This is a genomic window from Klebsiella sp. LY, from assembly GCF_004010915.1.
In the GTDB taxonomy this organism is placed as follows: Bacteria; Pseudomonadota; Gammaproteobacteria; order Enterobacterales; family Enterobacteriaceae; genus Klebsiella; species Klebsiella quasipneumoniae.
In genome coordinates this window covers 2,399,480-2,420,985 of the sequence record NZ_CP022444.1, presented here as the reverse complement: position 1 = coordinate 2,420,985, position 21,506 = coordinate 2,399,480, and the positions used below count along the sequence as shown (strand labels likewise).

The following is a 21,506-nucleotide window of genomic DNA, read 5'->3' as shown; positions in this document are numbered from 1 at the left end:
TTATTGTTTCCAGTACATGGCGTTGTCGATGGCCGCCAGCAGGGCGGTGATGTCGGCGTCGTAGACTTCGCCGATGTTGCCGATGCGGAAGCAATCGCTTTGCGACACTTTGCCCGGATAGATAACGAAGCCCTGATCTTTCAGCTTCTGGTAGAAGGTGTGAAAGCGATACTGCGGCGCGTCCGGTGAATAAAAGGCGGTAATGATCGGCGAGTGCAGGCTGTCATCAAGCAGCGTCCGGAAGCCGAGCGCGCGCATTCCGGCGACCAGTCGGCGCTGATTGTGGCTGTAGCGCTGATGGCGGGCGCTGACGCCGCCCTCCTGGGCCAGTTCTTTCAGCGCCTGAGCGAAGGCCAGCACGGTATGGGTCGGTGAGGTGAAGCGCCACTTGCCGTGGTTATCCTCCATACAGCGCCACTGGGCGTAAAGATCCAGCGACAGCGAGCGCGAGCGGCCTTTGCAGGTGGCCAGCTCCGATTCGCGGGCGATGACGAAAGCGAAGCCCGGCACGCCCTGAATGCATTTGTTGGCGGAGCTTATCAGATAGTCAATATTCAGCGCGGCGATATCCAGCGGAATGCCGCCGAAGCTGCTCATCGCATCGACGATATAGCGTTTGCCATACTCCTTCGCCAGCGCGGCTACCTCTTCGATCGGGTTGAGCATGCCGGTGGTGGTTTCGCTATGCACCATCGCGATATGGGTGATCATCGGGTCATCCTGCAGGATCCGCGCGATCGCCGCCGCGTCCGGACGGGCGACTTCGCCGCAATCGTAAGGATGAAAGGCGATGCCCATCAGCTGCGCCATCTCAATCATACGCGCGCCATAGGCGCCATTGCTGACGATCAGCACTTTGCCCTGTTCGCCGATGACGCTGCCGAGCACCGCTTCGACCGCGTAACTGCCGCTGCCCTGCAGCAGCACCGCCGTATAACCGTCGGCCGGGGTGGCCAGCTGCACCAGCTGCTGGCGAATGGTCTGTACCACGCCGAGATTGTAATCATCATCCCAGGTGCAGCTATCGAACAACATCGCCTCTTTCACCGTGCGGGAGGTGGTTAGCGGGCCGGGAGTCAGCAGCAGGTAATTCCGTGAAGTCATTTGTCTCACCATTTGGTCTATACCAGATTGGTGTTTATCATGGAGACAAAGCCGGGGCAGGGTCAAAGGAAATGTGGTGCTGCAACAAAAAATTCATCTGGCTATGTATAATGAGCGCACCAAACGTGGCAGCGAGTAAACATGAAATCACCCTCTGGCGAGATGCCGCAATACCTGATGATTAAGGCGCAGCTGCAGGCGCGTATTCAAAACGGCGCCCTCAAAAGCGGCGATAAATTGCCTTCCGAGCGCGAGCTGTGCGCACTGTTCAACACAACCCGTATCACCGTGCGCGAGAGTCTGGCGCAGCTGGAGGCCAGCGGCGTGATCTACCGCGCCGACCGCCGCGGCTGGTTTGTGACGCCGGAGCGTCTGTGGCTGGATCCGACGCAGAACACCAACTTCCACAAGCTGTGTCTCGAACAGGGACGTGAGCCGAAAACGGTGCTGCTTGATGGCCGCTTAACCGCCGTGCCGCTGGATGTGATGGCGCCGCTGGCGCTGCAGCCCTTCGATCAGGTCTACCTGCTGACCCGCCTGCGCTATGCCGACGGGCGTCCGGTGTGCTATTGCGAAAACCACTGCCTGCCGGCCCGGGTGCCGGGGCTGCTGCGCCACGATCTCAATGGCAGTCTGACCGAGATTTATCAGAGTCACTACGACCTGATCTATACCAGTATGCATCTGTCGTTTTATCCCACCTCCATGCCGCCGCAGGCCGCAGAGGCGTTGGGGGTGATGGAGGGGCGCCCGGCGCTGCTGCTGCGCAGGCTGAATTACGATCAGCACGGGCGTATTCTTGATTACGATATCGAATACTGGCGGCATGACAGCCTGCGGATCGAAGTCGATACCCATTGATTTTATTGTATTAACCCTTCCCGTATCCCCGGTGGCGTCAGCGTTAACCGGGGGCGACGTATCCCCTTCGCTTTAACTCTTTCGACACACTTCTTTCATCGTTTTGTCATAAACCCTCGGTAGCGTGAACGCAAATCTGGTCTACACCAGAACAACTAACTGCGATGAGGCTAACACGATGAAACTCTCCCGACTTGCTCTGCTGTCCCTGTTCGCGCTGACCAGCTCCCCGGTTTGGGCGGACGGCGTCGTCACGGTTTACTCCGCCGACGGCCTGCATGACGGCGATAATAGCTGGTATCAGAGCCAGTTCGACGCCTTCACCAAAGCGACGGGTATCAAAGTGCAGTATGTGGAAGGCGGCTCTGGCGCGATCGTCGAGCGTCTGGCGAAGGAGCGCACCAATCCGCAGGCCGATGTGCTGGTCACGGTGCCGCCGTTTATCCAGCGCGCCGCGAAAGAGCAGCTGCTGGCCACCTTTACCCCACAGGGCAGCGCGCAGATCCCCGGCGCCAGTGACCGCTATTCGCCGCTGGTGAACAACTATCTGACCTTCATCTATAACGGCCAGTTGCTGAAAACCGCGCCGGCCAGCTGGCAGGATCTGCTGGATAGCCGCTTTAAGAATAAGCTGCAGTACTCCACGCCGGGCCAGGCGGGGGACGGCACCGCGGTGATGCTGCAGGCCTTCCACAGCCTTGGCGGCAAAGATGCCGGCTTCGAGTATCTGGGCAAGCTGCAGGCCAATAACGTCGGCCCATCGGCCTCCACCGGCAAGCTGACGGCGCTGGTCAACAAAGGCGAGCTGTACGTCGCCAACGGCGATCTGCAGATGAACCTGTCGCAGATGGCGCGTAATCCGAACGTCAAAATCTTCTGGCCGGCGGACGACAAAGGCGAGCGCAGCGCGCTGGCGCTGCCCTACACCATCGGGCTGGTGCAGAACGGACCGAACAGCGAAAACGGCAAGAAGCTGATTAATTTCCTGCTGGATAAACCGGCGCAATCCAGCGTCAGCGCGCGCTCCTGGGGCTTACCGGTGCGCAACGACGTGGCGCCGGATGACGCTAACTTTAAGGCAGCGCAGGCGGCGCTCGACGGCGTGAAGCGCTGGGAACCCAACTGGGACGACGTCGCGGTTTCTCTCTCGGCGGATATCGCCCGCTGGCATAAAGTGACCGATAGCGAGTAAGCCTGATGTTAATGAAAACCACCGTCATCTCTTCCCCGTCGCTGGCGGGGACCTCCGGGATCACCCTGGACTCGCTGCGCGTTTCCTACCACGGCAACGTGGTCTTAAAACCGCTGTCATTGACCATTGAGCCCGGTGAAGTGCTGGCGCTGATTGGCCCTTCCGGTTCCGGGAAAACCACCGTGCTGCGGGCGATTGCCGGTTTTGTGCAACCGGCTGGCGGGCGGATCCTGATCGGCGACACGGACGTCACCCACCTGCCGCCTTACCAGCGCGGGCTGGCGATGGTGGTGCAGAACTACGCGCTGTTTCCTCATATGAAGGTGGAAGACAACGTCGCCTTCGGCCTGCGGGCGCAAAAGCAGCCCAGGGGGCTTATCGCCGGGCGAGTGACCGAAGCCTTAAAAATCGTCGGTATGGCGGACTACGCCACCCGCTATCCGCATCAGCTTTCCGGCGGCCAGCAGCAGCGCGTGGCGATAGCCCGCGCGATTGCCGTGCGTCCTCGGGTGTTACTGCTTGATGAACCACTGTCGGCGCTGGACGCGCAAATTCGCCATAACATGGTGGAAGAGATTGCCCGTCTGCACCGCGAACTGCCGGAGCTGACCATCCTCTACGTTACCCACGATCAGACCGAAGCGCTGACCCTGGCGGACAAAATCGGCATTATGAAAGACGGGTCGCTGATCGCCCACGGTGAAACGCACGAGTTGTACCACTATCCGCCGAACCGCTTTAGCGCCGAATTCCTCGGCCGCGCCAATATCCTGCAGGCGACGGCGCTGAAAGACAGCCCCGAGCCGGGGCTGGTTAGCGTAAGCTGCGGCGGCGGCCTGATTAACGCCTTCAGCCGGGGCGGCCTGCATGGCAACAATAAGCTGTTATGCATTCGCCCGCAGCACATGAGCCTGGCGCCGCGATCGGCAACCAGTAATCGCCTCAACGCCACCCTGACGTCGGTGCACTGGCAGGGCGATCTGACGCATCTGCTGTGCGACGTCGCGGGCGAAGCGGTGCGGATCGTCATGACTCAGGTCAACCCACTGCCGCGCGCGGGGGACAAGCTGGCGCTCTACTTCGAACCTGGCGATGCGGTTCTGATCGAGGTGCAATGATGGCGCAAACCCTCACGCTTGCGCGTCCGGCGCGAAACCTGCGCCCTTACCTGTGGCTGGCGTTGCCGCTGCTGGTGCTGGCGACGCTGTTTTTCTATCCGCTGCTGCTGATCGCCGATCAGGCGTTACGCGACGCCAGCGGCAATCTGAGCCTTGAGACCTTCTGGCAGGTGATTGACTCAAAACGCTTTATTGGCGCGCTGCTCAATACCTTACAGATTGCGGTGTTCGCCACCCTTGGCTGCCTGGTGCTCGGCAGCGTCCTGGCGCTGATTCTGGTGTTTATTCCGTTCCCCGGCAGCCAACTGGTGGGCCGGGTCATTGATACTTTTATTGCGCTGCCGACCTTTCTTATTACTCTCGCGTTCACCTTTATTTACGGCTCGGCGGGGCTGCTCAACGGTGCCCTGATGGCGCTGTTTGCTTTTGAACTGCCGCCGGTAGACTTCCTCTATTCGATTAACGGCGTGATTCTGGCGGAGATTACCGTGTTTACGCCGCTGGTGATGCGCCCGCTGATGGCGGGACTGCGGCAGATAGATAAGAGCCAGCTGGAAGCGGCGAGCATTCTCGGCGCTCACCCGCTGCGGGTGATGACCCAGGTTATCTTCCCGGCGGCGCTGCCGGCGCTGATGGCTGGGGGCAGCCTGTGCCTGCTATTGACCACTAACGAGTTCGGTATCGTGCTGTTTATTGGCGCCAAAGGGGTCAATACCCTGCCGATGATGGTCTACAGCAAGGCGATTCTGGAGTCGGATTACAGCGTGGCCTGCATGATTGCGCTGATCAATATTTTGCTGTCGCTGGGGCTGTTTATGCTCTATCGGCTGGCGGCGGTGCGCACTGGCGTAAGGAGTTAACGATGTTGATTTGGTCGCGTAAAGGCCGCGCGGCGGCGGGCGCGCTGGCGGTGACGCTTTTTGCCGGCGTTTTCCTGCTGCCGCTGGCGGTGATTTTACTCTCCAGCCTGAGTAAACAATGGAACGGCCTGCTGCCCACCGGCTTTACCTTTGCCCACTTTGTTAACGCGTTTCGCGGGGCGGCGTGGGATTCGCTGTTTTCCAGCCTGGTGGTGGGCTTCTGCGCCAGCCTGCTGGCGCTGCTGTGCGGGATGTGGGCGGCGCTGGCGCTGCGCCAGACTGGCGCGAAGCTGCAGAAATATCTTGGGCTGATGTTTTATCTGCCCAGCGCCATCCCCTCGGTTTCAGTGGGACTGGGCATTCTGGTGGCCTTCAGCCAGGGGCCGCTGCAGATGAACGGCACCTTCTTTATCGTCCTGGCGGCGCATTTCGTGCTGATCTCGGCCTTTACCTTCAGCAACGTCACGACCGGCCTGGCGCGGATTTCCGCTGATATTGAAAACGTCGCCTCCAGCCTGGGCGCTTCACCGTGGTACCGCCTGCGCCATGTGACGCTGCCGCTGATGACGCCATGGATGATCTCGGCGCTGGCGCTGAGTTTATCGCTGTCGATGGGGGAGTTGGGGGCGACGGTGATGATCTATCCGCCGGGCTGGACGACGCTGCCGGTGACCATTTTCAGCCTGACCGATCGCGGTAATATCGCCGATGGCTCGGCGCTGACCATCGTGCTGGTGGGCGTCACGCTGCTGTTGATGATGAAGCTGGAGCGTATCGCCCGCCGATTAAGCCAGAGATAAAGAATTGATGACGCCACCAGGGCACGGGGCTGACTGCCCGGCGGCGCTGCGCTTGCGCGGGCCTGGGGGGAAGGAGGTTTTCTGTAGGCCGGATAAGGCATGTATGCCGCCATCCGGCACAACCGCGGGTACGGCGCCTGACTGCCCGGCGGCGCTGCGCTTGCGCGGGCCTGGGGGTGGAATCCCGCAGGCCTCCTCAGTCGTAGCCCGGCTAAGCGTAGCGCCAGCCGGGAACGCTCCTTCAACAACGCTCTCGCATCAGAACCACGCCTCAAACATCCCGCCGACGTTCAGCGAATCCAGCTGCTGGTCCTGGGTGCCGTTGACCTTCGCGGTATGCTCATTGTCCACCTGGCCGCCGGTCACGTAGAAGCGCAGCATCGGACGGAACTCCGGCCCCATACCGATGGCGATGTTCTGCGACAGCGTCAGCTTCCAGCCGTGGTTATCCCCGCCCTGGTCGTAGTCCACGCGCTGGTAGCCCGCTTCCAGCCAGGTGGAGTGCACGTCGTTCCAGAAATACATCGGCCGCACGATGGCGCCGTAGTTCTTGCGGTTGTCGGTGTTGTCCCTGCCGTTGTCGTAGTCGTGGAAGGCCAGCAGATATTCCACCTGCGCCTGCTGGGTGAACTTATGGCTGCCCTCGAAGCTGGCGTAGACCGTGGTCAGGTCGTCGGTTTTGTTGTAGACGCTGTTATCCGAGTTGTCGGAGTAGCGCAGGATCACCTTGTTCACCCCGCTGTCGTTGGTGTGGCTCAGCACCAGGCCGCCCTGCCAGGCTTCGAGGCGCGCGTCGCTGTCCACCGCCTTCGAGTCAAAGCCGTAGTTGGCGTACACCTCGACGTCGATCGGCCCGGCCTTGATGTTGTGGGTTTTGGTGGTTAGCGCGTAGTGGCCGTTGTCTCCGGTGTCGGAGCTGCCGGTACAGGTGATGCGCGACGGGTTGGTCTCATCGGCCATCACTTCCGGGCTACAGGATTTCACCTGCGACACCGCCGCCACGTCGAACTGCACGCCGCCGATATCAAAGTTCTTCACCCCGGCGCCCTGGCCGTCGTGGTTCATCCAGAAGTAGTCGTTGATCCCCTGTTGCGGACGCTGGTGGAAGTCGCGGCCGGCCCAGAGATAGGCGTTGGGGTTGGATTCCAGCACGTTGGTGACGCCGACGTAGGCCTTCTTCAGGTTAACCTCGTCGCTCCAGTGGTCGAACATCACGTTAAGATCCCAGATAGCCCCCTGCGCGCTTTTGAAGGCCTTGCTGATCTGGAATTCGCCGCCGTTGCTTTCGTTGCCCAGGCGGCCGATCGCCGAGGCGCCGTTATAGGAGCCGTCGACGCCGACATATTTCTGGTCGCCGGTCTGGAAGTGGGCGCCATAGCGGGCGTAGCCGCTGAACTTGAGGCCGAATGGAATGGCCATATCCGGCGAGGCGGCGGTGGTCTGCGGGTTGGTGATCACGTCGACCTTTTTGTCGGCCGCGGCGTCGATTTTCGCCTGGCGTTCGGCCAGCGCTTTATCAACGGCTTTGGCGACGATGGCGTCGATCTGTTCCTGAGTAAATTCTTGCGCCATTACGGAAATTGGGCACAGCGCGGCGACAACCGCCATGGCTAAAGGCAGTTTTTTCACAGTATTCATGGTTATCTCGCTTTAATAATTAATATATTTCAGATAATAACCATCCCATTCTGGCTAAAATATATAGCCAAAATAAGCTGATTTGTTTTTTAGGGTACAACGACGCCGGAGAATAATATTCTCGCAGGCGTTATTCCATATTAATTAACGCTGGTACAGATGGATTAATTCTTCTGAGAACTCGCGGGCCAGCAGCGAATTCATCAGATGATCCTGGGCATGTACCATAATCAGCGTCATAGGCTGACGCGCTTCACCGGCATCCTGCTCGATGAGCTGGGTCTGCATCTGATGCGCCCGACGGGCGTAACCGTCGGCTTCATTTAACAGTAAACGCGCTTCGTCGATATTTCCGGTTCGGGCCGCATGTAGCGCTTCAAAACATAATGAGCGTGACTGTCCCGCATTAACGATAATTTCCATTACCGCATCTTCTAATTCAATCATGTGTATTCCTGAGGTCTTTATTATTTAATAATGCAGTGAAAGTCCTTTTTCTGCATTATTACGCTGCCATCATATTATCTCTCCGGGGCGGAGAGGAATTAGCTAACGGTTTCTGCCACCGGAACGCTATTTTTGGTTTTCTCAACTTCGGTTTTCATTAAGGAACGTTCATAGGCGCGCAGGAACGGCAGGTAAATGACCGCCGACATCACCATGCAGATAAGGCACATCACTACCGGGCTCAGCGTCCAGTTGGCCGCCCACGAGGCGCCAATCGGTGCCGGCGTGGTCCACGGAGTGAGGGACACCACCTGGCTCAGCCAGCCAAGACGCGTCGCGCCGTAAGCCAGCACCGCGTTGACCATCGGTACGCAGACGAAGGGGATAAACATCATCGGGTTCATGATGATCGGCGCCCCGAACAGGATCGGCTCGTTGATATTAAAGAAGCTCGGCACGATGCCCATCTTGCCGATGGTGCGCAGATGCGTGGCCCGACTACGCAGCAGCAGGAAGGCCAGCGGTAGGGTTGAACCGACGCCGCCAATCAGCAGATAGTGATCCCAGAAGCCCTGCAGATAGACGTGCGGTAACACCGTGCCGGCCGCCAGCGCCGCCTGGTTTGCCGAGAGGTTAGCCATCCAGAACGGGTTCATAATACCGGTGACAATCAGCGAGCCGTGGATCCCAGCGAACCAGAAAATCTGGCACATCAGGACGGAGAGCAAAATAGCCGGCAGCGAGTCGGAGGCGGAAACCAGCGGCTCCAGCAGATGCATGATCGCCTGCGGCAGGATCATCCCGGTCTGCGCTTCGATAAACAGGTTCAGCGGATGCAAAGTACCAATCACCACCAGCACCGGGATAAGGATTTCAAACGAACGAGCGACGCCGGTCGGTACCTCTTTCGGCAGTCGAATGGTGATGTTGTTTTGCTTCAGCCACGCGTAGACGCGGGTGGAGTAGATGGCGGTGATGAGGGCGGTAAAAATGCCCTGGCCGGACAGATACTGAGTGGAAATTTTTCCATCGGCATAGGGCGCGGCAACCAGCAGGAAGGCCATAAACGCCAGCAGACCGGACATCACCGGATCCAGCTGAAACTGACGACCGAGGCTGGCGCCAATGCCGACCGAGATAAAGAAGGTCATTACGCCCATGCTGAGGTTAAACGGCAGCATCAGCTGTTCGCGGTAGTGCTGGGAGAAATCGAGCCAGCCGCGGGCAAAGCCGTTGGTGGTCTCGGGTGAAAACGGCGGAAAGATAAATACCAGCATGAAAGAGCCGATGATCATAAACGGCAATGCGGCAGTGAAGCCATCGCGGATAGCGATAACATATTTCTGCTGCCCAAGGCGTCCTGCCAGCGGAGTAATAGATTGCTCGATCACGGCAATCATGGACTGATACAGAGAACTCATTTCAACACCTCTCAGTGCGCCGCTGCGATCAGCGACAGAGCATAATTCAGGACGTTGTCTCCCCGCTGCATACCGTAGTCCATCGTATCGATGGGCTGAACGGGAATGTTCAGGGGAGCCGCTTTATCAGACAGGGTTTTCAACATGTATTTCACCTGGGGGCCTAGCAACACCACCTGATACTGCGGAAACTGGATGTCAAATTCGGAAACGCCATAGGCGTCAATCTGCACCGGCAGATCACGTTCATTCGCCGCCTCCACCATCTTTCTGACCAGCAGACTGGTGGACATTCCGGCAGAGCAGCACAGCATAATCTTGTACATCGACGACCATCCTCAAAATGTAAAAAGTTATTGCGTGGATGATTTGATATCAGACGGAAACCGGTTTCCATTTATAAAAAGCAGAACTGTGATAGTGGTCAAGATCTCCTGCTTATGGGGCGGATTTATTGGATTTGGCTCACATTATTCTGTCGATTTGGCGATGTTTTGCGCTGAAATGGAAAATCGGTTTCCAAACAAATGGCGAAATGGATATACTGCGCTGGTCATAATTGAAGCGATTCAGGTTTACAGGATTTTGGCGGGACGCGGCGCCCGCGCAGGGGAAAATGATGTCGACAATCAATGATGTTTCACGACTTGCCGGGGTTTCCAAAGCCACGGTGTCGCGAGTGTTGAGCGGCTCACGTGGCGTGAAGGAAGCCAGTCGTCAGGCGGTGCTGCAGGCGGCGGAAGCGCTCAATTACCGGCCAAACATGATAGCCCAGTCGTTGCTTAGCCAGTCCACCGGCTGCATCGGCGTCATCTGCGCCCAGGACAATATCAATCAAACCACCAGCTATCTCTACGCCCTGGAAAAACAGCTCAGCCAGCACCAGAAGCACCTGCTGCTGCGCTTCGCCAACACCAGCAGCGGCGTGATGAACTCGCTGGAGGAGTTAACCTGCGGGCTGTGCGATAACGTGCTGATCATCGGCGCGCGTTTTCCTCTGAATATTAACCGCCCGGACGTGGTGTTGGTGGACTGCCTCGACAGCGAGGGCGAAAACAGCATTCAGTTCGATCACGCCTTCGCCGCCGAAACCGCCTGCCACTATCTGATAAGCCAGGGCAGAAGGCAGATTGCGCTGATCCATCCGCAGAGCAGCGGCTTTGCCGATCAGGTGCTGCTGGGCTACAAGCACGCGCTGGAAAAAAACTTTTTGCCGTTTAATCGCAATCTGGTGTTTCTGGATAACACCTCGCCGTCGGTGGCGGTGCAGGAGCTGGTCAATAACGCCACGACGCTGAACTTTAACGCGCTGCTGGTGAGCGATGAGCTTCAGGCGCAGCGCGTGGTGCCGCAGCTGCAGGCGTTTAACCGCGCCGTTCCGCAAAATGTGATGGTGTTTAGCCTCGCCGGATCGTTACAGCTGCCCGGAATCCCGACTATCCCGGCGATTGAATATTCCATGGACGCGATGGCGTCGCGGATCGTCAACTGGCTGACCGAGAAAACGGACAACCCGGGCGGCAGCCCGCTGCGCGGCGATTTAATTATTCCAAAGCACTGATCGTCGCTCTTGCCCTGACCCGCCGCCGTTGGCTGCGGGTTTTTTAATGGCTGTTTTTTGTCGTATCCCTCACATTATAAATAAAACTCATATCTGTCGCCGGGTTTTCGAACCGGACAGCCTGCGTGACCTGCCTTAAGTTGAGTACGAAAGTTCCACTCAAAAAAACACTAACCAGAACATTCGTACCGCCTGCTTGAGGAAGTCACCCTATGAATCACATGAACGTTGTCGATGTGAAAGCGTGGATAGATGCCCGCCCGGTCTCGCGCTTTCAATGGAACGTGCTGCTGCTCTGTTTCATCATCATTATGCTGGATGGGTATGACGCTGCGGTGATGGGCTTTGTCGCCCCGGCGCTCATCGAGGACTGGGGCATCAGCCGGGCTGAAATGGGGCCGATTCTCGGGGCGGCTATGTTCGGCGTCGCCATTGGCGCGCTGGTGGCGGGCCCGCTTTCTGACCGCTACGGCCGAAAACGCATTTTACTCTGGTCGGTGGCGCTGTTTGCGCTGTTCAGCCTGGCCGGCGCCGTGGCGCAAAGCCCGTCGCAGCTGGCGCTGCTGCGCTTTCTCACCGGCCTCGGACTTGGCGCCGTGATGCCCAATTGCGTCACGCTGGTGGCGGAATATATGCCGGAGCGGCGTAAAGGGGTGATGATCACCCTGATGTACAGCGGATTCAACGTGGGTTCCGGCCTCGGCGGCTTTATCGCTGCCGGGTTGTTATCGCATTACAGCTGGCACTCGGCGCTGATTTTTGGCGGCGTGCTGCCGCTCGTGGTGCTTCCCTTTATGATCGTGATGTTGCCGGAGTCGGCGATGAGCATGGTGGCGCGCCGACTACCGGGCGAGCAGATCGCCAGGGCGCTTAACCGGCTTGGAGGCCAGTTTACGGCTGACACCGTCTTCCAGCTGAATGCGCCGCCCATCACGCGGAGCAGTAAAGTGGCGCAGCTGTTTCGGCATGGCTATGCCCGCGGCACGATAGCGCTGTGGCTGACCTATTTTATGGGGCTGTTCGTGATATATCTGCTGAACGGCTGGCTGCCAACCATTCTCCGCTCCGGCGGGCTGTCGCTGCAGCAGGCGGCGATGATGACCGGCTTGTTCCAGCTCGGCGGCCCGCTGGGCGGCATCCTTGTCGGTATGCTGATGGATCGTGCTTCGGCGAAAGCGGTGATTGCGGCAACCTATTTCCTTGGCTGCCTGTGCCTGTTGTCCCAGGGGTTGATGGACTTCGGATCGGCGGCGCTGTCGGTGCTGATTTTTATCAGCGGGATGTGCATTAACGGCGCGCAGAACGGTCTGCAGGCCTATTCGCCAGCCTATTATCAAACCGAGATCCGTGCTACCGGCGTCAGCTGGATGCATGGTATCGGCCGTACCGGGGCTATTCTCAGCTCCACGCTGGGCGGGATGCTGATGCTGGCCGTGCCGGGACACTCGTCGATCTTTTTGGTGCTGGCGCTGCCGGCCTGCCTGGCGGGGACCTGTATTTTGTTGCACCGTATGAATCACGCTAAGCCTCGACTCACAGAGGCAGAACTGGACGCTTTGTCATCCCCCCTGGAACACCGATAAGTGGAGTTATCTGATGGCTAACATTCTCGGCGGTATCGCCGTCTCTCATACCCCGACTATCGGCTTCGCGGTCGATCATCATAAACAGCAGGACCCGGCATGGTCGCCGATCTTCCAGAGCTTCGAACCGCTGCAGCGCTGGCTGGAGGAGAAAAAACCGGATGCGCTGGTGTACATCTTTAATGACCATGTGACCGCCTTTTTCTTCGATCACTATTCGACATTTACGCTGGGAATCGATAGTCAATATGACGTTGCCGATGAAGGCGGCGGACCACGCTGTCTGCCGCCGGTCCAGGGCAATGCGGCGCTCTCAAGGCACATTGGCGCCAGCCTGATGGCCGATGAGTTTGATATGTCGTTCTTTATGGATAAAAAGCTCGACCACGGCCTTTTCTCGCCGCTTTCGGCGCTGTTGCCCTGGGATGAAGCGCAGGGGTGGCCGACGGCGGTTATCCCGTTACAGATCGGCGTGCTGCAATTTCCGGTACCGAGCGCGCGCCGTTGTTACCGACTCGGCCAGGCGCTGCGCCGGGCAATTGAAAGCTTCCCGGAAGATATCAATGTGGCGATTGTCGCGACCGGCGGGCTCTCGCATCAGGTTCATGGCGAGCGCTGCGGATTTAATAATCCCGACTGGGATGCCCAGTTTGTTGACATGTTGGTTAATGACCCGGAAAAGCTTACCGAAATGACCCTTGGCGAATATGCCGAGCTGGGGGGAATGGAAGGGTCTGAGGTGATCATGTGGCTGGTGATGCGCGGCGCGCTATCAGCCAATGTCACCGAAACCTGGCGCGACTATTACCTGCCGTCGATGACCGGTATCGCTACGCTGATCCTTGAGAACAATGCGCGCCTGCCCCCCGTCGATACCCTGACGCGCCATCGCCAGCATATGGCGCAGCAGCTGGCCGGGGTGGAGAAACTGCCGGGAACCTATCCTTTTACCCACGAGCGCAGCCTGAATGGCTTACGGCTTAACCGTTTCCTGCATCGGCTGATTGAGCCTGCCTGGCGCGAACGTTTTCTGCAGTCGCCTCAGTCGCTTTATGCCGAAGCCGGACTGAGTGAGGAGGAACAGCAGTTGCTCAACGCACGCGACTGGCGGGGATTGATTCAGTATGGCGCCAGTTTCTTCCTGCTGGAGAAAATGGGCGCGGTGGTCGGCGTATCCAACCTGCATATTTACGCCGCGATGCGCGGGCAGACGCTGGAGGCGTTTCAGCAAACGCGCAACCAACAGGTAACCTATTCGGTGGCGGGTAAACGTTAAACGGTCCCGTCCTGAACCTGCTGATAAATAAAACGCAACAGCGCCTGCGTCGCCGGGGAGGGCAGGCTGCCGGCGCGAAACGTCAGCCCGATACGCCGGGTGGTATCGGGCAGGGGGACCGGCAACACGCTGAGCAACCCATTGTCAGTTTCAAAACGCATCTGGCTGGCGGAAACCGCCGCCAGCATGTCGGAGTCCTGCAGCAATCCTCGCACCATCGCCGCATCCCCGGTCTCCACCGTCGGCTGGGGCAGCGGCAGCCCCAGGGTGACAAACGCCTTATCCAGCAAATGGCGCGCCGGCGCGTTGGCGCGCGGCAGCACCCATTGCGCTGTCGCCAGCTGGCTGCGCGGATCCGGATGGCGCAGCAGCGGGTGGTTATTACGCAGTAAAATCAGCATATCCTCTTCGAATAACGCCTCGCTACAGAGGTCCGGGAGATCTTCATCCTGACGCAGGGCGCCGATAATAAAATCGATATTACCTGCGCGCATATCGGCGACCAGCGACTCATACGGGCTTTCATTGGTCATGAGGGTAATGCCCGGGTGCTGGGCCAGAAAGGCGGCGATGGCGGAGGGCAGTAGCCGGGTGCGACTCAGCGGCAGGGCGCCAATGCGCACGGTGCCCTCCAGCACCCCGCGACGGGCGGCGAGATCGCTCCAGATGTTTTCCAGCTCGTTGAGCGCTCTGCTCACCGGGGGATAGAGCAGTTCTGCGGCAGGCGTGGGACGCACCCCTTCTGGCGTTCGGCGAAACAGCGCCGAATCCGCCCCTTTCTCCAGGACCTTCAGCGCGGCGCTGACCGCCGGCTGGGTGATCCCCAACTGTTGCGCGACGGTTTGGGTATGGTTGACGTGATAGAGCTGAATAAAAATGGCTAACCGGCGGGTATTGAACAGCCAACCGGCGTCCGCCAGCGGGCCGCTGGTGCGGGTATGGTGCTTCTGCAACAGCGCCGGGATGGCCTGCAGGTCGTCAATCGCCCGCCGGGCGCGCGGCAGGATGCACTTGCCATACTCGGTGGGCACCATGCCGCTGTAATGGCGTTCGAACAGCGTGACGTTCAACGCGGCTTCAAGGTCGCGGATAGCCCGGGTTATCGCTGACTGCGTGCGGAATAAGTCATCGGCAGCACGCGAGACGCTTCCGCGCAGCGCGACCTGACAAAAAAAGCGCAGCTGCATGATATTTATGATTTTATCGTGCTTTCTCTTCAGCATTATTCGTCAGGCCTGAAATAGTGAGTGAGTCGACAACATAAATAAAAATCATAGCCTTCGCAAGTTAACGAATTACCTTCCAACGGCGGGACATGACAAGCTGAAAAAAACAACAGAGGAAGCCATCATGTCTCATCCGGTTAGCGAAAAAAGTGCCCTTGTCGTCAGCGCCCACTCGGCCGATTTCGTCTGGCGCGCGGGCGGTGCGATAGCGCTGCATGCCCTGCAGGGCTATCAGGTCCATGTGGTCTGTTTATCCTTTGGCGAGCGCGGCGAGTCCGCCAAATTGTGGCGTAAAGGCAACATGACCGAGGAGGCGGTGAAGCAAGTCCGTCGCGAAGAGGCGCAGGCCGCCGCCGAGATCCTGGGCGCCAGCGTCGAATTCTTTGATATCGGCGACTATCCGTTGCGCGCCGATAAAGAGACGCTGTTTCGTCTGGCGGATGTGTATCGCCGTATCCAGCCCCACTTTGTTCTGACGCACTCGCTGCAGGATCCCTATAACTACGATCACCCGCTGGCCTCCCACCTGGCTCAGGAGGCTCGGATTATCGCTCAGGCAGAAGGCTATCGCCCCGGCGAGAAAATTGTCGCTGCTCCCCCGGTTTACTGTTTCGAACCGCACCAGCCGGAGCAGTGCAACTGGAAGCCTGATGTGCTGCTGGACATCACCACTGTCTGGGAGAAAAAGTATCAGGCCATTCAGTGTATGCAGGGCCAGGAGCATTTGTGGGAGTACTACACCCGCGTGGCGCTGCAGCGCGGAGTGCAGGCCAAACGCAACATCGGCATCACGGCCGCGCGTGATATCGTTCACGGTGAAGCCTTCCAGAGCATCTTCCCCCGCGTAACGGAGAACCTGGCATGAAGCTGTTAAATAAAAAAGGCCTTGTGATCCGCCATCTGCCGCGCCATGACGAGGCGGTTTTGCGCCGCTGTGAGGCGGCCGGGGTAGCGACGCTCCATGAAGCCTGGGCACGCCAGGGGCTGATGGGGCCGGCAATCCGTCCGATTCAGCAGGGCGTCAGCCGGGCGGGCAACGCGGTCACGGTACTGGTGACGCCAGGCGACAACTGGATGTTTCATGTCGCGGTCGAGCAGTGCCGCGCCGGCGATATTCTGGTGGTGGCCCCGACGTCGCCGTGCGGCGATGGCTTCTTCGGCGATCTGCTGGCGACGTCTCTCCAATCGCGCGGTGTGGTCGGTCTGGTGGGCGATATCGGCATTCGCGATTCGCAAACGTTGCGGGAGATGGGATTCGCCGTCTGGTCCCGTCAGGTTTATGCCCAGGGAACGGTGAAAGAGAGCCTCGGCTCGGTTAACGTCCCGGTGATTTGCGCAGGCCAGCTTGTGCAGCCGGGCGATGTCGTGGTGGCCGACGACGATGGCGTCGTGGTGCTGCCTCACGCCCAGGTGCGTGATGTGCTCGATAAAGCGGAAGCACGCATGAGCAATGAGCTTGCGAAGCGTGAGCGGATGCGCCATGGCGAGCTGGGGCTGGATATTTACGCGATGCGCCAGCGTCTGGCGGAAAAGGGGCTGCGGTATTACGACAGCGCAGATGAGGTGGAGGAGTAAGATGGCGCAACGCGGAATTCCCTGTCTATGGATGCGCGGCGGCACCTCGAAGGCGGCCTGTTTTCTGGCTGACGATCTGCCTGCCGATCCGGTGCAACGTGATGCGGTGCTGCTGGCGGTGATGGGCTCGCCTGATCCCCGGCAAATTGACGGGATCGGCGGCGCCGATCCGCTGACCAGTAAAGTGGCGATTATCCGCCGCTCCGCACGGCCTGACGCCGATGTGGACTATCTGTTTGCCCAGGTGAACGTGACGGGGGCCTCTGTGGACTACGGCCAAAACTGCGGCAATATTCTTGCCGCCGTTGGCCCTTTCGCCATCGAGCGTGGGCTGATTCGCCACGATGCGCCGCTCACTCGGGTGCGTATTTATATGGAGAACACGGGGCAACTGGCGGTGGCAGAGATCCCCTGCGATGCCGACGGGGTCGACTACGTCGGCGAGAGTCGTATCGATGGCGTACCGGGCAGCGCCAGCCCGATCCTGCTCCATTTTCTTGATGTGGCAGGCTCCAGCTGCGGGGCACTGCTGCCGACCGGCCGGGTCCGTGACCGTTTTGACGGCGTCGAGGTGACCTGCATCGATAACGGAATGCCGGTGATCCTGCTGCGCGCGTGCGACCTCGGTTGCACCGGCTATGAGACACGCGAACAGCTGGATAATGACGACGCGCTTAAACGTCGCCTGGAGTCGATTCGCCTGCAGGCCGGGCCGCTGATGCAGCTTGGCGACGTCAGCCAGCGCACGGTGCCCAAGATGACCCTGATCGCCGAGCCGCGACACGGCGGCGCCATCAGCAGCCGCACCTTTATCCCGCACCGCTGCCACGCGTCGATCGGCGTATTTGGCGCGGTGAGCGTGGCCAGCGCCTGTCTGCTTCCTGGATCCGTCGCGCAGGGCATGGCGCAGGTCGCGCCAGGCGCTACGCCGCTGCTCAGCGTTGAGCATCCGACAGGCGAATTTAGCGTGACGCTTCAGCTTGACGCAGACGGCGCCCTGACAGGCTGCGGCCTGTTACGCACGGCGCGACTGCTGTTTGCTGGCGAAGTTTTTATTCCGGCCCGCGTCTGGCCGCGTGAGGAGTAATGATGACGACAATCGCGTTTATTGGTTTTGGCGAGGCGGGTGGCATTCTGGCGGCAGATCTGGCCCGTGAGCATGCGGTGACCATATGGGATTGCAAGCTCAATGGCCCGGAGCGAGAGGCAATGGTCAGGAAAGCCGGTGATTCGCGCGTTCAGGCGGGGAGTTCGCTGGCGCAGGCGCTGGAGAGCGCCGCGCTGATTTTTTCTACTGTGACCGCCGGTGAGGCGCTAAAGGTCGCGCAGCAGGCCGCCGCGCTGCTGCAGCCGGGGCAATATTTCCTCGATCTCAACTCCGTGGCGCCGGAAACGAAACGGCAGGCAGCTGAACATTTTCTGCCCGGCGCCTACATTGATGTCGCGGTGATGGCGCCGGTGCCGCCGGCCCGATTGCAGACACCGTTATTGATCGGCGGGCCGCAGGCGGAGGCGATCGCGCCGCGTCTGCAGGGGCTGGGGCTGAATGCCCGCTATGGCGCCAGTACGGTGGGCCAGGTGTCGGCGATAAAAATGTGCCGTAGCGTGATGATCAAAGGTCTTGAAGCGCTCACCACAGAATGCCTGTTCGCGGCCCGTGAATATGGCGTCGAGGAGGAGGTGCTTAGCTCCTTGCATCATAGTTTCCCGTCTCTGGGCTGGACAGGCGCGTTTCCCGACTATCTGATCAGCCGGGTGGCGGAACATGGCGTTCGGCGCAGCGAAGAGATGGAAGAGGTGGTAAAAACCCTGCGTGATGTGGGGAGCGCCGGGATAATGAGCGAGGCGATCGCGAAAAGCCAGCGCCAGCTTCCGGAGCAGATGGCCGCCCGTAGCCTGAGCTACAGGCAGCTGACGCCGTTTGACTGGAAAACGCTGGTCGCCAGGCTGAAATAACCGTTATTTGGCCGGACAGACGATTTTGTCGATTGCGGCCTGGTAGCTTTTTTGGTTATTGCGCTCTTTCGCCAGCGTCGCTTCGCGGACCGCGTTCTTGTTGCCGTCGGTCGCCAGTACTTTATTGGCAAAATCGTTGTCGCTGAGGTGGCTTGCTGGCGCGCATTTTTCCTTCACCGCTTTGAGCACCTGCTGCTTTTGCTGCTCGAACTGCAGGCTTTGCAGCGGTGATTCGGCCCACGCCGACGTAGCGCTCAGGGCGGTGACCAGGCATACCATCCAACATGCTTTCATCAGGCTTCTCCTTCCGTAATCGCTTCCGTCAACTATATGCGCAGGTGGGAAAACACGCAAATAGCGGTTAATTTAACTTATTGAAAAGGCGTTTGTTATCATCGCCTCAGGCGGCTCTCACCCGCCGCCGCGAGTCGATAGCGATCAGCACCACCGACGCCAGGATCAGCAGAGTGCCCAGCCAGTCCGGCAGCGTGAAGGTGATCCCCAGCAGCAGGAGCGACAGCAGGGCGCTGCTCAGCGGTTCGGCGCAGCTGAGGATCCCCGCTTTGGCGCCGCCAATCTTCTGCGCGCCGTTAAGATAAAGGCTGAATGTCAGCGAAGTACCGATCACCACCAGGTAGAAAAAAGCTAACAGCAGGCTGCCGTTCACCACAAAATCGGTGCCCTGGCCGCCGTAAAACGGCAGCAGCATCGCACCGCCGAACAACATACTCCAGCCGACGATCGGCAGCGTCCCGTAGCGGGCAATTAGCGTCGAGGGATAGGTGGTATAAAACGCGGCGGCAAACGCCGAGGCGATCCCCCAGAACAGCGCCGCCGGCGAAATCGACAGCGTCGTCGGGTTGCCGTGGGTTACCAGCAGAAAGGTGCCCGCCAGCGAGGTGCAGATAGCCCCCAGCACCAACGGAGTGGGGCGCGCTTTGCGGGCGAGGGCGAACCAGGCGACGATGATCGTCGGGGACAGGAACTGCAGCACTGTGGCCGTGGCGGCATTCGATTTTTCAATGGTCATCAAAAAGGTGAATTGCACGGTTAACGCGCCAAACAGCGAGAAAAACAGCAGGCTGACGGCGTCGCGGCGGTTTTGCAGCACGCGGAAAATGCGGTCGCCGTGAACAAAGCCGAGCATCAGCAGGATCAGCCCGGCGAACAGCAGACGCGTCATGGTCAGAAACGGCGACGACATCTGGCTTTCCTGCATAATAAACTGCGCGCATACCCCGGAACTGCCCCACAGCACGGCGGCAATCAGTACGTTCAGCATCCCTTTTTTGCTGGAGCCCATCTTTTCCTCTGGTGAAATGTGACAAAGGGGAATCATAACATGCGCCCGCCCGGGCGGCGGGGCAGGAAATGGTAGTTGGCCGCGCCGGGGTAACGATTTTGCAGGCCCGGGAAGGCGAAGTCGCCGCCGGGCATGACCCGACAATCGCGTTCTAGCTTAAATCGACATTTTTACTGCCGAACAGCCAGGTGAGCACAAAGCCGCACAGGTAGGAGACCGCCAGTCCGCCGGCGTAAACCGCCATCCCGGCGTAAATCCCGCTGCCGGAGGTCATCAGCGGCAGCGCCACCAGCCCGGACGGACCGAACACGGTGTTCAGGCCGACCGGCAGCCCCAGCCAGGCGATCAGCCCGACGAAGAAGCCGCCGCAGGCGCCGCCGAGGCAGGCGGTAACAAACGGCTTCATCCGCGGCAAGGTGACGCCGTAGATTAGCGGCTCGCCAATCCCGAGGAAGCCCGGAATAATCGCCCCCTTAATCTGGGTTCGCAGCAGCGAATCGCGCTTCGCCCGCCAGAACAGCGCCAGCGCCGCCCCCACCTGCCCGGCCCCGGCCATCGCCAGGATCGGGAACAGCGAGTTAAAGCCCTGGGCATCCACCAGCGCAAAATAGACCGGGACAAACCCCTGATGGACGCCGAACATCACCGCCAGCAGGAACAGACCGGCCAGCACCGCCGAGCCAAACGGATTGCCATTAAGATGCAGGAACAACCACGACATGCCGGTAAACAACCAGCCGCCAATCGGCATGATCACCGTAAAGGTCACCGCGCCCATGATCAGCAGCGTCACCGCCGAGGTGAGGATCATATCGAGGTTGGCCGGCATTACCCGCCGCACCTGGCGTTCAACCCACGCGCCAAGGATGGCGGCGATCAGTACGCCGATGATATTGCCGCGCGGATCGATGCTGTGGCCGAAGAAGGTGGAAATGCCGGCGTAGAAGCCGCTGGTCGCCTCCGGGTTGTAGCCCAGCACGAACAGCGAGGCGATAATCGCGCCGTTTACCCCGGAGCCGCCGAACGCCTTCTGAGCGTTATAGCCAATCAGGATGCTCAGGAAGGTGAACATCCCTTTGCTGAAGACCTTCATATAGCCAATCAGCGCCACCAGGCTGGCGTTCGGATGGGCGTTCTCCAGCACGAAAACCTGTTCCGCCAGGGTGGCGAAGCCCAGCAGCAGCCCGACGGCGATAAAGCCGGGGATTAGCGGCGTAAAGATGGTGGCGAATTTGGCGAGAAACTTCTGCACCGCGCTGGTCTGCTTGCCCTTCAGCGCCTGTTTTCTCTCCGCCGCGACGTCGGCCAGCGACGGCGCGGCGGGGGCCTCCTCCAGCAGGCCGTTCATCATCTCGGCGGCGGTTTGCGCTTTGCCGGGGCCGAGCACTACCTGGAACTGCTCGTCGCTGACGATCACCCCCATCACGCCGTCAATCTGGCGGATGGCGGCGGTGTCGGCCAGCCCTTCATCGCGCAGGGTCAAGCGCAGGCGCGTCATGCAGTTGCCCGCCTGCGCGACGTTTGCGGCGCCGCCCACGTGGCTGAGGATCCGCGCTATCATCTCTTTCGTTATTTTTGCCATTGC

Annotated in this window: 22 protein-coding genes; 13 read left to right on the top strand and 9 right to left on the bottom strand. The window is 59.7% G+C overall.

Annotation, left to right across the window (positions count from 1 at the left end):
• Entirely contained in the window at window positions 1-1,104 is a 1,104-nt protein-coding gene (gene phnW, locus CE636_RS14715) for a 2-aminoethylphosphonate--pyruvate transaminase (protein WP_004202236.1), read from the bottom strand.
• A gap of 141 nt (window positions 1,105-1,245) precedes the next feature.
• On the opposite strand from phnW, the gene phnR reads away from it, so the two are divergent.
• From phnR to phnV, 5 genes are all read left to right on the top strand, one after another.
• Window positions 1,246-1,965 (top strand): phosphonate utilization transcriptional regulator PhnR, encoded by a 720-nt coding sequence (gene phnR / locus CE636_RS14705; RefSeq protein WP_017900804.1) that lies wholly within the window; start codon window positions 1,246-1,248, stop codon window positions 1,963-1,965.
• A gap of 178 nt (window positions 1,966-2,143) precedes the next feature.
• Window positions 2,144-3,157 carry a 2-aminoethylphosphonate ABC transporter substrate-binding protein gene (gene phnS, locus CE636_RS14700; RefSeq protein ID WP_017900803.1) on the top strand — a complete coding sequence of 338 codons (1,014 nt, stop codon included), beginning with the start codon at window positions 2,144-2,146 and terminating at the stop codon, window positions 3,155-3,157.
• Between the two features lie 5 nt (window positions 3,158-3,162).
• Window positions 3,163-4,275 carry a 2-aminoethylphosphonate ABC transport system ATP-binding subunit PhnT gene (gene phnT / locus CE636_RS14695; RefSeq protein ID WP_017900802.1) on the top strand — a complete coding sequence of 371 codons (1,113 nt, stop codon included), beginning with the start codon at window positions 3,163-3,165 and terminating at the stop codon, window positions 4,273-4,275.
• Window positions 4,275-5,135: a 2-aminoethylphosphonate ABC transporter permease subunit gene (gene phnU, locus CE636_RS14690; protein WP_017900801.1), complete on the top strand. Its 861-nt coding sequence runs from the start codon at window positions 4,275-4,277 to the stop codon at window positions 5,133-5,135. Before phnT ends, phnU begins: the two co-directional genes overlap by 1 nt.
• A gap of 2 nt (window positions 5,136-5,137) precedes the next feature.
• A complete protein-coding gene (gene phnV, locus CE636_RS14685; protein ID WP_017900800.1) occupies window positions 5,138-5,935 on the top strand; it encodes a 2-aminoethylphosphonate ABC transport system, membrane component PhnV in 798 nt (265 codons plus the stop codon).
• 258 nt (window positions 5,936-6,193) lie between these two features.
• On the opposite strand, the gene CE636_RS14675 is transcribed toward phnV, so the two are convergent.
• The 4 genes from CE636_RS14675 to CE636_RS14660 all read right to left on the bottom strand — a co-directional run bounded on the left by CE636_RS14675 (window position 6,194) and on the right by CE636_RS14660 (window position 9,767).
• Window positions 6,194-7,573: a carbohydrate porin gene (locus CE636_RS14675; protein WP_065799839.1), complete on the bottom strand. Its 1,380-nt coding sequence runs from the start codon at window positions 7,571-7,573 to the stop codon at window positions 6,194-6,196.
• 144 nt (window positions 7,574-7,717) lie between these two features.
• Window positions 7,718-8,020: a PTS lactose/cellobiose transporter subunit IIA gene (locus CE636_RS14670; protein WP_004205145.1), complete on the bottom strand. Its 303-nt coding sequence runs from the start codon at window positions 8,018-8,020 to the stop codon at window positions 7,718-7,720.
• Window positions 8,021-8,118: 98 nt separating this feature from the next.
• Window positions 8,119-9,441: a PTS sugar transporter subunit IIC gene (locus CE636_RS14665; protein ID WP_004205144.1), complete on the bottom strand. Its 1,323-nt coding sequence runs from the start codon at window positions 9,439-9,441 to the stop codon at window positions 8,119-8,121.
• A gap of 11 nt (window positions 9,442-9,452) precedes the next feature.
• A complete protein-coding gene (locus CE636_RS14660; protein ID WP_017900185.1) occupies window positions 9,453-9,767 on the bottom strand; it encodes a PTS sugar transporter subunit IIB in 315 nt (104 codons plus the stop codon).
• On the opposite strand from CE636_RS14660, the gene CE636_RS14655 reads away from it, so the two are divergent.
• The 4 genes from CE636_RS14655 to CE636_RS14640 all read left to right on the top strand — a co-directional run bounded on the left by CE636_RS14655 (window position 9,760) and on the right by CE636_RS14640 (window position 13,861).
• Window positions 9,760-10,077: a hypothetical protein gene (locus CE636_RS14655; protein ID WP_123811952.1), complete on the top strand. Its 318-nt coding sequence runs from the start codon at window positions 9,760-9,762 to the stop codon at window positions 10,075-10,077. The two genes, CE636_RS14660 and CE636_RS14655, sit on opposite strands and share 8 nt — an antisense overlap.
• Window positions 10,061-11,002, top strand: coding sequence for a LacI family DNA-binding transcriptional regulator (locus tag CE636_RS14650; RefSeq protein WP_004205142.1), 942 nt, complete (start codon window positions 10,061-10,063; stop codon window positions 11,000-11,002). The genes CE636_RS14655 and CE636_RS14650 overlap by 17 nt, the downstream gene beginning before the upstream one ends.
• 212 nt (window positions 11,003-11,214) lie before the next feature.
• Window positions 11,215-12,585, top strand: coding sequence for an MFS transporter (locus CE636_RS14645; protein WP_004205140.1), 1,371 nt, complete (start codon window positions 11,215-11,217; stop codon window positions 12,583-12,585).
• 13 nt (window positions 12,586-12,598) lie between these two features.
• Window positions 12,599-13,861, top strand: coding sequence for a gallate dioxygenase (locus tag CE636_RS14640; RefSeq protein WP_004205139.1), 1,263 nt, complete (start codon window positions 12,599-12,601; stop codon window positions 13,859-13,861).
• Here the strand turns inward: CE636_RS14640 and CE636_RS14635 are convergent.
• Entirely contained in the window at window positions 13,858-15,084 is a 1,227-nt protein-coding gene (locus CE636_RS14635) for a LysR family transcriptional regulator (protein ID WP_017900183.1), read from the bottom strand. The two genes, CE636_RS14640 and CE636_RS14635, sit on opposite strands and share 4 nt — an antisense overlap.
• A gap of 127 nt (window positions 15,085-15,211) precedes the next feature.
• Here CE636_RS14635 and galB point away from each other — a divergent pair, with 127 nt between their 5' ends.
• The 4 genes from galB to CE636_RS14615 are packed head-to-tail and all read left to right on the top strand — an operon-like array spanning window position 15,212 to window position 18,618.
• Window positions 15,212-15,952, top strand: coding sequence for a 4-oxalmesaconate hydratase (gene galB, locus CE636_RS14630; protein ID WP_004205133.1), 741 nt, complete (start codon window positions 15,212-15,214; stop codon window positions 15,950-15,952).
• Window positions 15,949-16,662, top strand: a complete 714-nt coding sequence (locus CE636_RS14625) for a 4-carboxy-4-hydroxy-2-oxoadipate aldolase/oxaloacetate decarboxylase (RefSeq protein WP_017900182.1) — start codon at window positions 15,949-15,951, stop codon at window positions 16,660-16,662. Before galB ends, CE636_RS14625 begins: the two co-directional genes overlap by 4 nt.
• A 1-nt stretch (window position 16,663) precedes the next feature.
• Window positions 16,664-17,749, top strand: coding sequence for a 4-oxalomesaconate tautomerase (locus CE636_RS14620; RefSeq protein ID WP_004205131.1), 1,086 nt, complete (start codon window positions 16,664-16,666; stop codon window positions 17,747-17,749).
• Window positions 17,750-17,751: 2 nt separating this feature from the next.
• A complete protein-coding gene (locus CE636_RS14615; protein ID WP_023319368.1) occupies window positions 17,752-18,618 on the top strand; it encodes an NAD(P)-dependent oxidoreductase in 867 nt (288 codons plus the stop codon).
• Window positions 18,619-18,621: 3 nt separating this feature from the next.
• Here CE636_RS14615 and CE636_RS14610 read toward each other — a convergent pair whose 3' ends face one another.
• The 3 genes from CE636_RS14610 to murP form a co-directional block, all read right to left on the bottom strand.
• Complete coding sequence (locus CE636_RS14610) at window positions 18,622-18,912, bottom strand: YicS family protein (protein WP_002923120.1); 291 nt, start codon at window positions 18,910-18,912, stop codon at window positions 18,622-18,624.
• A gap of 106 nt (window positions 18,913-19,018) precedes the next feature.
• The gene (locus tag CE636_RS14605) at window positions 19,019-19,921 is read right to left on the bottom strand and encodes a DMT family transporter (protein WP_004205129.1); all 903 of its coding nucleotides are present in this window, start codon (window positions 19,919-19,921) and stop codon (window positions 19,019-19,021) included.
• Window positions 19,922-20,072: 151 nt separating this feature from the next.
• The gene (murP, locus tag CE636_RS14600) at window positions 20,073-21,503 is read right to left on the bottom strand and encodes a PTS N-acetylmuramic acid transporter subunit IIBC (RefSeq protein WP_017900181.1); all 1,431 of its coding nucleotides are present in this window, start codon (window positions 21,501-21,503) and stop codon (window positions 20,073-20,075) included.
• Window positions 21,504-21,506 lie beyond the last annotated feature (3 nt).

What these genes read in the sequence shown, in the direction of transcription:
- CE636_RS14605 (WP_004205129.1), bottom strand. Translation starts at nt 19,921, where the DNA reads ATGGGCTCCAGCAAAAAAGGGATGCTGAACGTACTGATTGCCGCCGTG.
- CE636_RS14670 (WP_004205145.1), bottom strand. Translation starts at nt 8,020, where the DNA reads ATGATTGAATTAGAAGATGCGGTAATGGAAATTATCGTTAATGCGGGA.
- phnV (WP_017900800.1), top strand. Translation starts at nt 5,138, where the DNA reads ATGTTGATTTGGTCGCGTAAAGGCCGCGCGGCGGCGGGCGCGCTGGCG.
- CE636_RS14665 (WP_004205144.1), bottom strand. Translation starts at nt 9,441, where the DNA reads ATGAGTTCTCTGTATCAGTCCATGATTGCCGTGATCGAGCAATCTATT.
- CE636_RS14610 (WP_002923120.1), bottom strand. Translation starts at nt 18,912, where the DNA reads ATGAAAGCATGTTGGATGGTATGCCTGGTCACCGCCCTGAGCGCTACG.
- CE636_RS14660 (WP_017900185.1), bottom strand. Translation starts at nt 9,767, where the DNA reads ATGTACAAGATTATGCTGTGCTGCTCTGCCGGAATGTCCACCAGTCTG.
- murP (WP_017900181.1), bottom strand. Translation starts at nt 21,503, where the DNA reads ATGGCAAAAATAACGAAAGAGATGATAGCGCGGATCCTCAGCCACGTG.
- phnW (WP_004202236.1), bottom strand. Translation starts at nt 1,104, where the DNA reads ATGACTTCACGGAATTACCTGCTGCTGACTCCCGGCCCGCTAACCACC.
- CE636_RS14675 (WP_065799839.1), bottom strand. Translation starts at nt 7,573, where the DNA reads ATGAATACTGTGAAAAAACTGCCTTTAGCCATGGCGGTTGTCGCCGCG.
- galB (WP_004205133.1), top strand. Translation starts at nt 15,212, where the DNA reads ATGTCTCATCCGGTTAGCGAAAAAAGTGCCCTTGTCGTCAGCGCCCAC.
- CE636_RS14645 (WP_004205140.1), top strand. Translation starts at nt 11,215, where the DNA reads ATGAATCACATGAACGTTGTCGATGTGAAAGCGTGGATAGATGCCCGC.
- CE636_RS14620 (WP_004205131.1), top strand. Translation starts at nt 16,664, where the DNA reads ATGGCGCAACGCGGAATTCCCTGTCTATGGATGCGCGGCGGCACCTCG.
- CE636_RS14615 (WP_023319368.1), top strand. Translation starts at nt 17,752, where the DNA reads ATGACGACAATCGCGTTTATTGGTTTTGGCGAGGCGGGTGGCATTCTG.
- CE636_RS14640 (WP_004205139.1), top strand. Translation starts at nt 12,599, where the DNA reads ATGGCTAACATTCTCGGCGGTATCGCCGTCTCTCATACCCCGACTATC.
- phnU (WP_017900801.1), top strand. Translation starts at nt 4,275, where the DNA reads ATGGCGCAAACCCTCACGCTTGCGCGTCCGGCGCGAAACCTGCGCCCT.
- CE636_RS14635 (WP_017900183.1), bottom strand. Translation starts at nt 15,084, where the DNA reads ATGCTGAAGAGAAAGCACGATAAAATCATAAATATCATGCAGCTGCGC.
- phnT (WP_017900802.1), top strand. Translation starts at nt 3,163, where the DNA reads ATGTTAATGAAAACCACCGTCATCTCTTCCCCGTCGCTGGCGGGGACC.
- CE636_RS14650 (WP_004205142.1), top strand. Translation starts at nt 10,061, where the DNA reads ATGTCGACAATCAATGATGTTTCACGACTTGCCGGGGTTTCCAAAGCC.
- phnR (WP_017900804.1), top strand. Translation starts at nt 1,246, where the DNA reads ATGAAATCACCCTCTGGCGAGATGCCGCAATACCTGATGATTAAGGCG.
- CE636_RS14625 (WP_017900182.1), top strand. Translation starts at nt 15,949, where the DNA reads ATGAAGCTGTTAAATAAAAAAGGCCTTGTGATCCGCCATCTGCCGCGC.
- phnS (WP_017900803.1), top strand. Translation starts at nt 2,144, where the DNA reads ATGAAACTCTCCCGACTTGCTCTGCTGTCCCTGTTCGCGCTGACCAGC.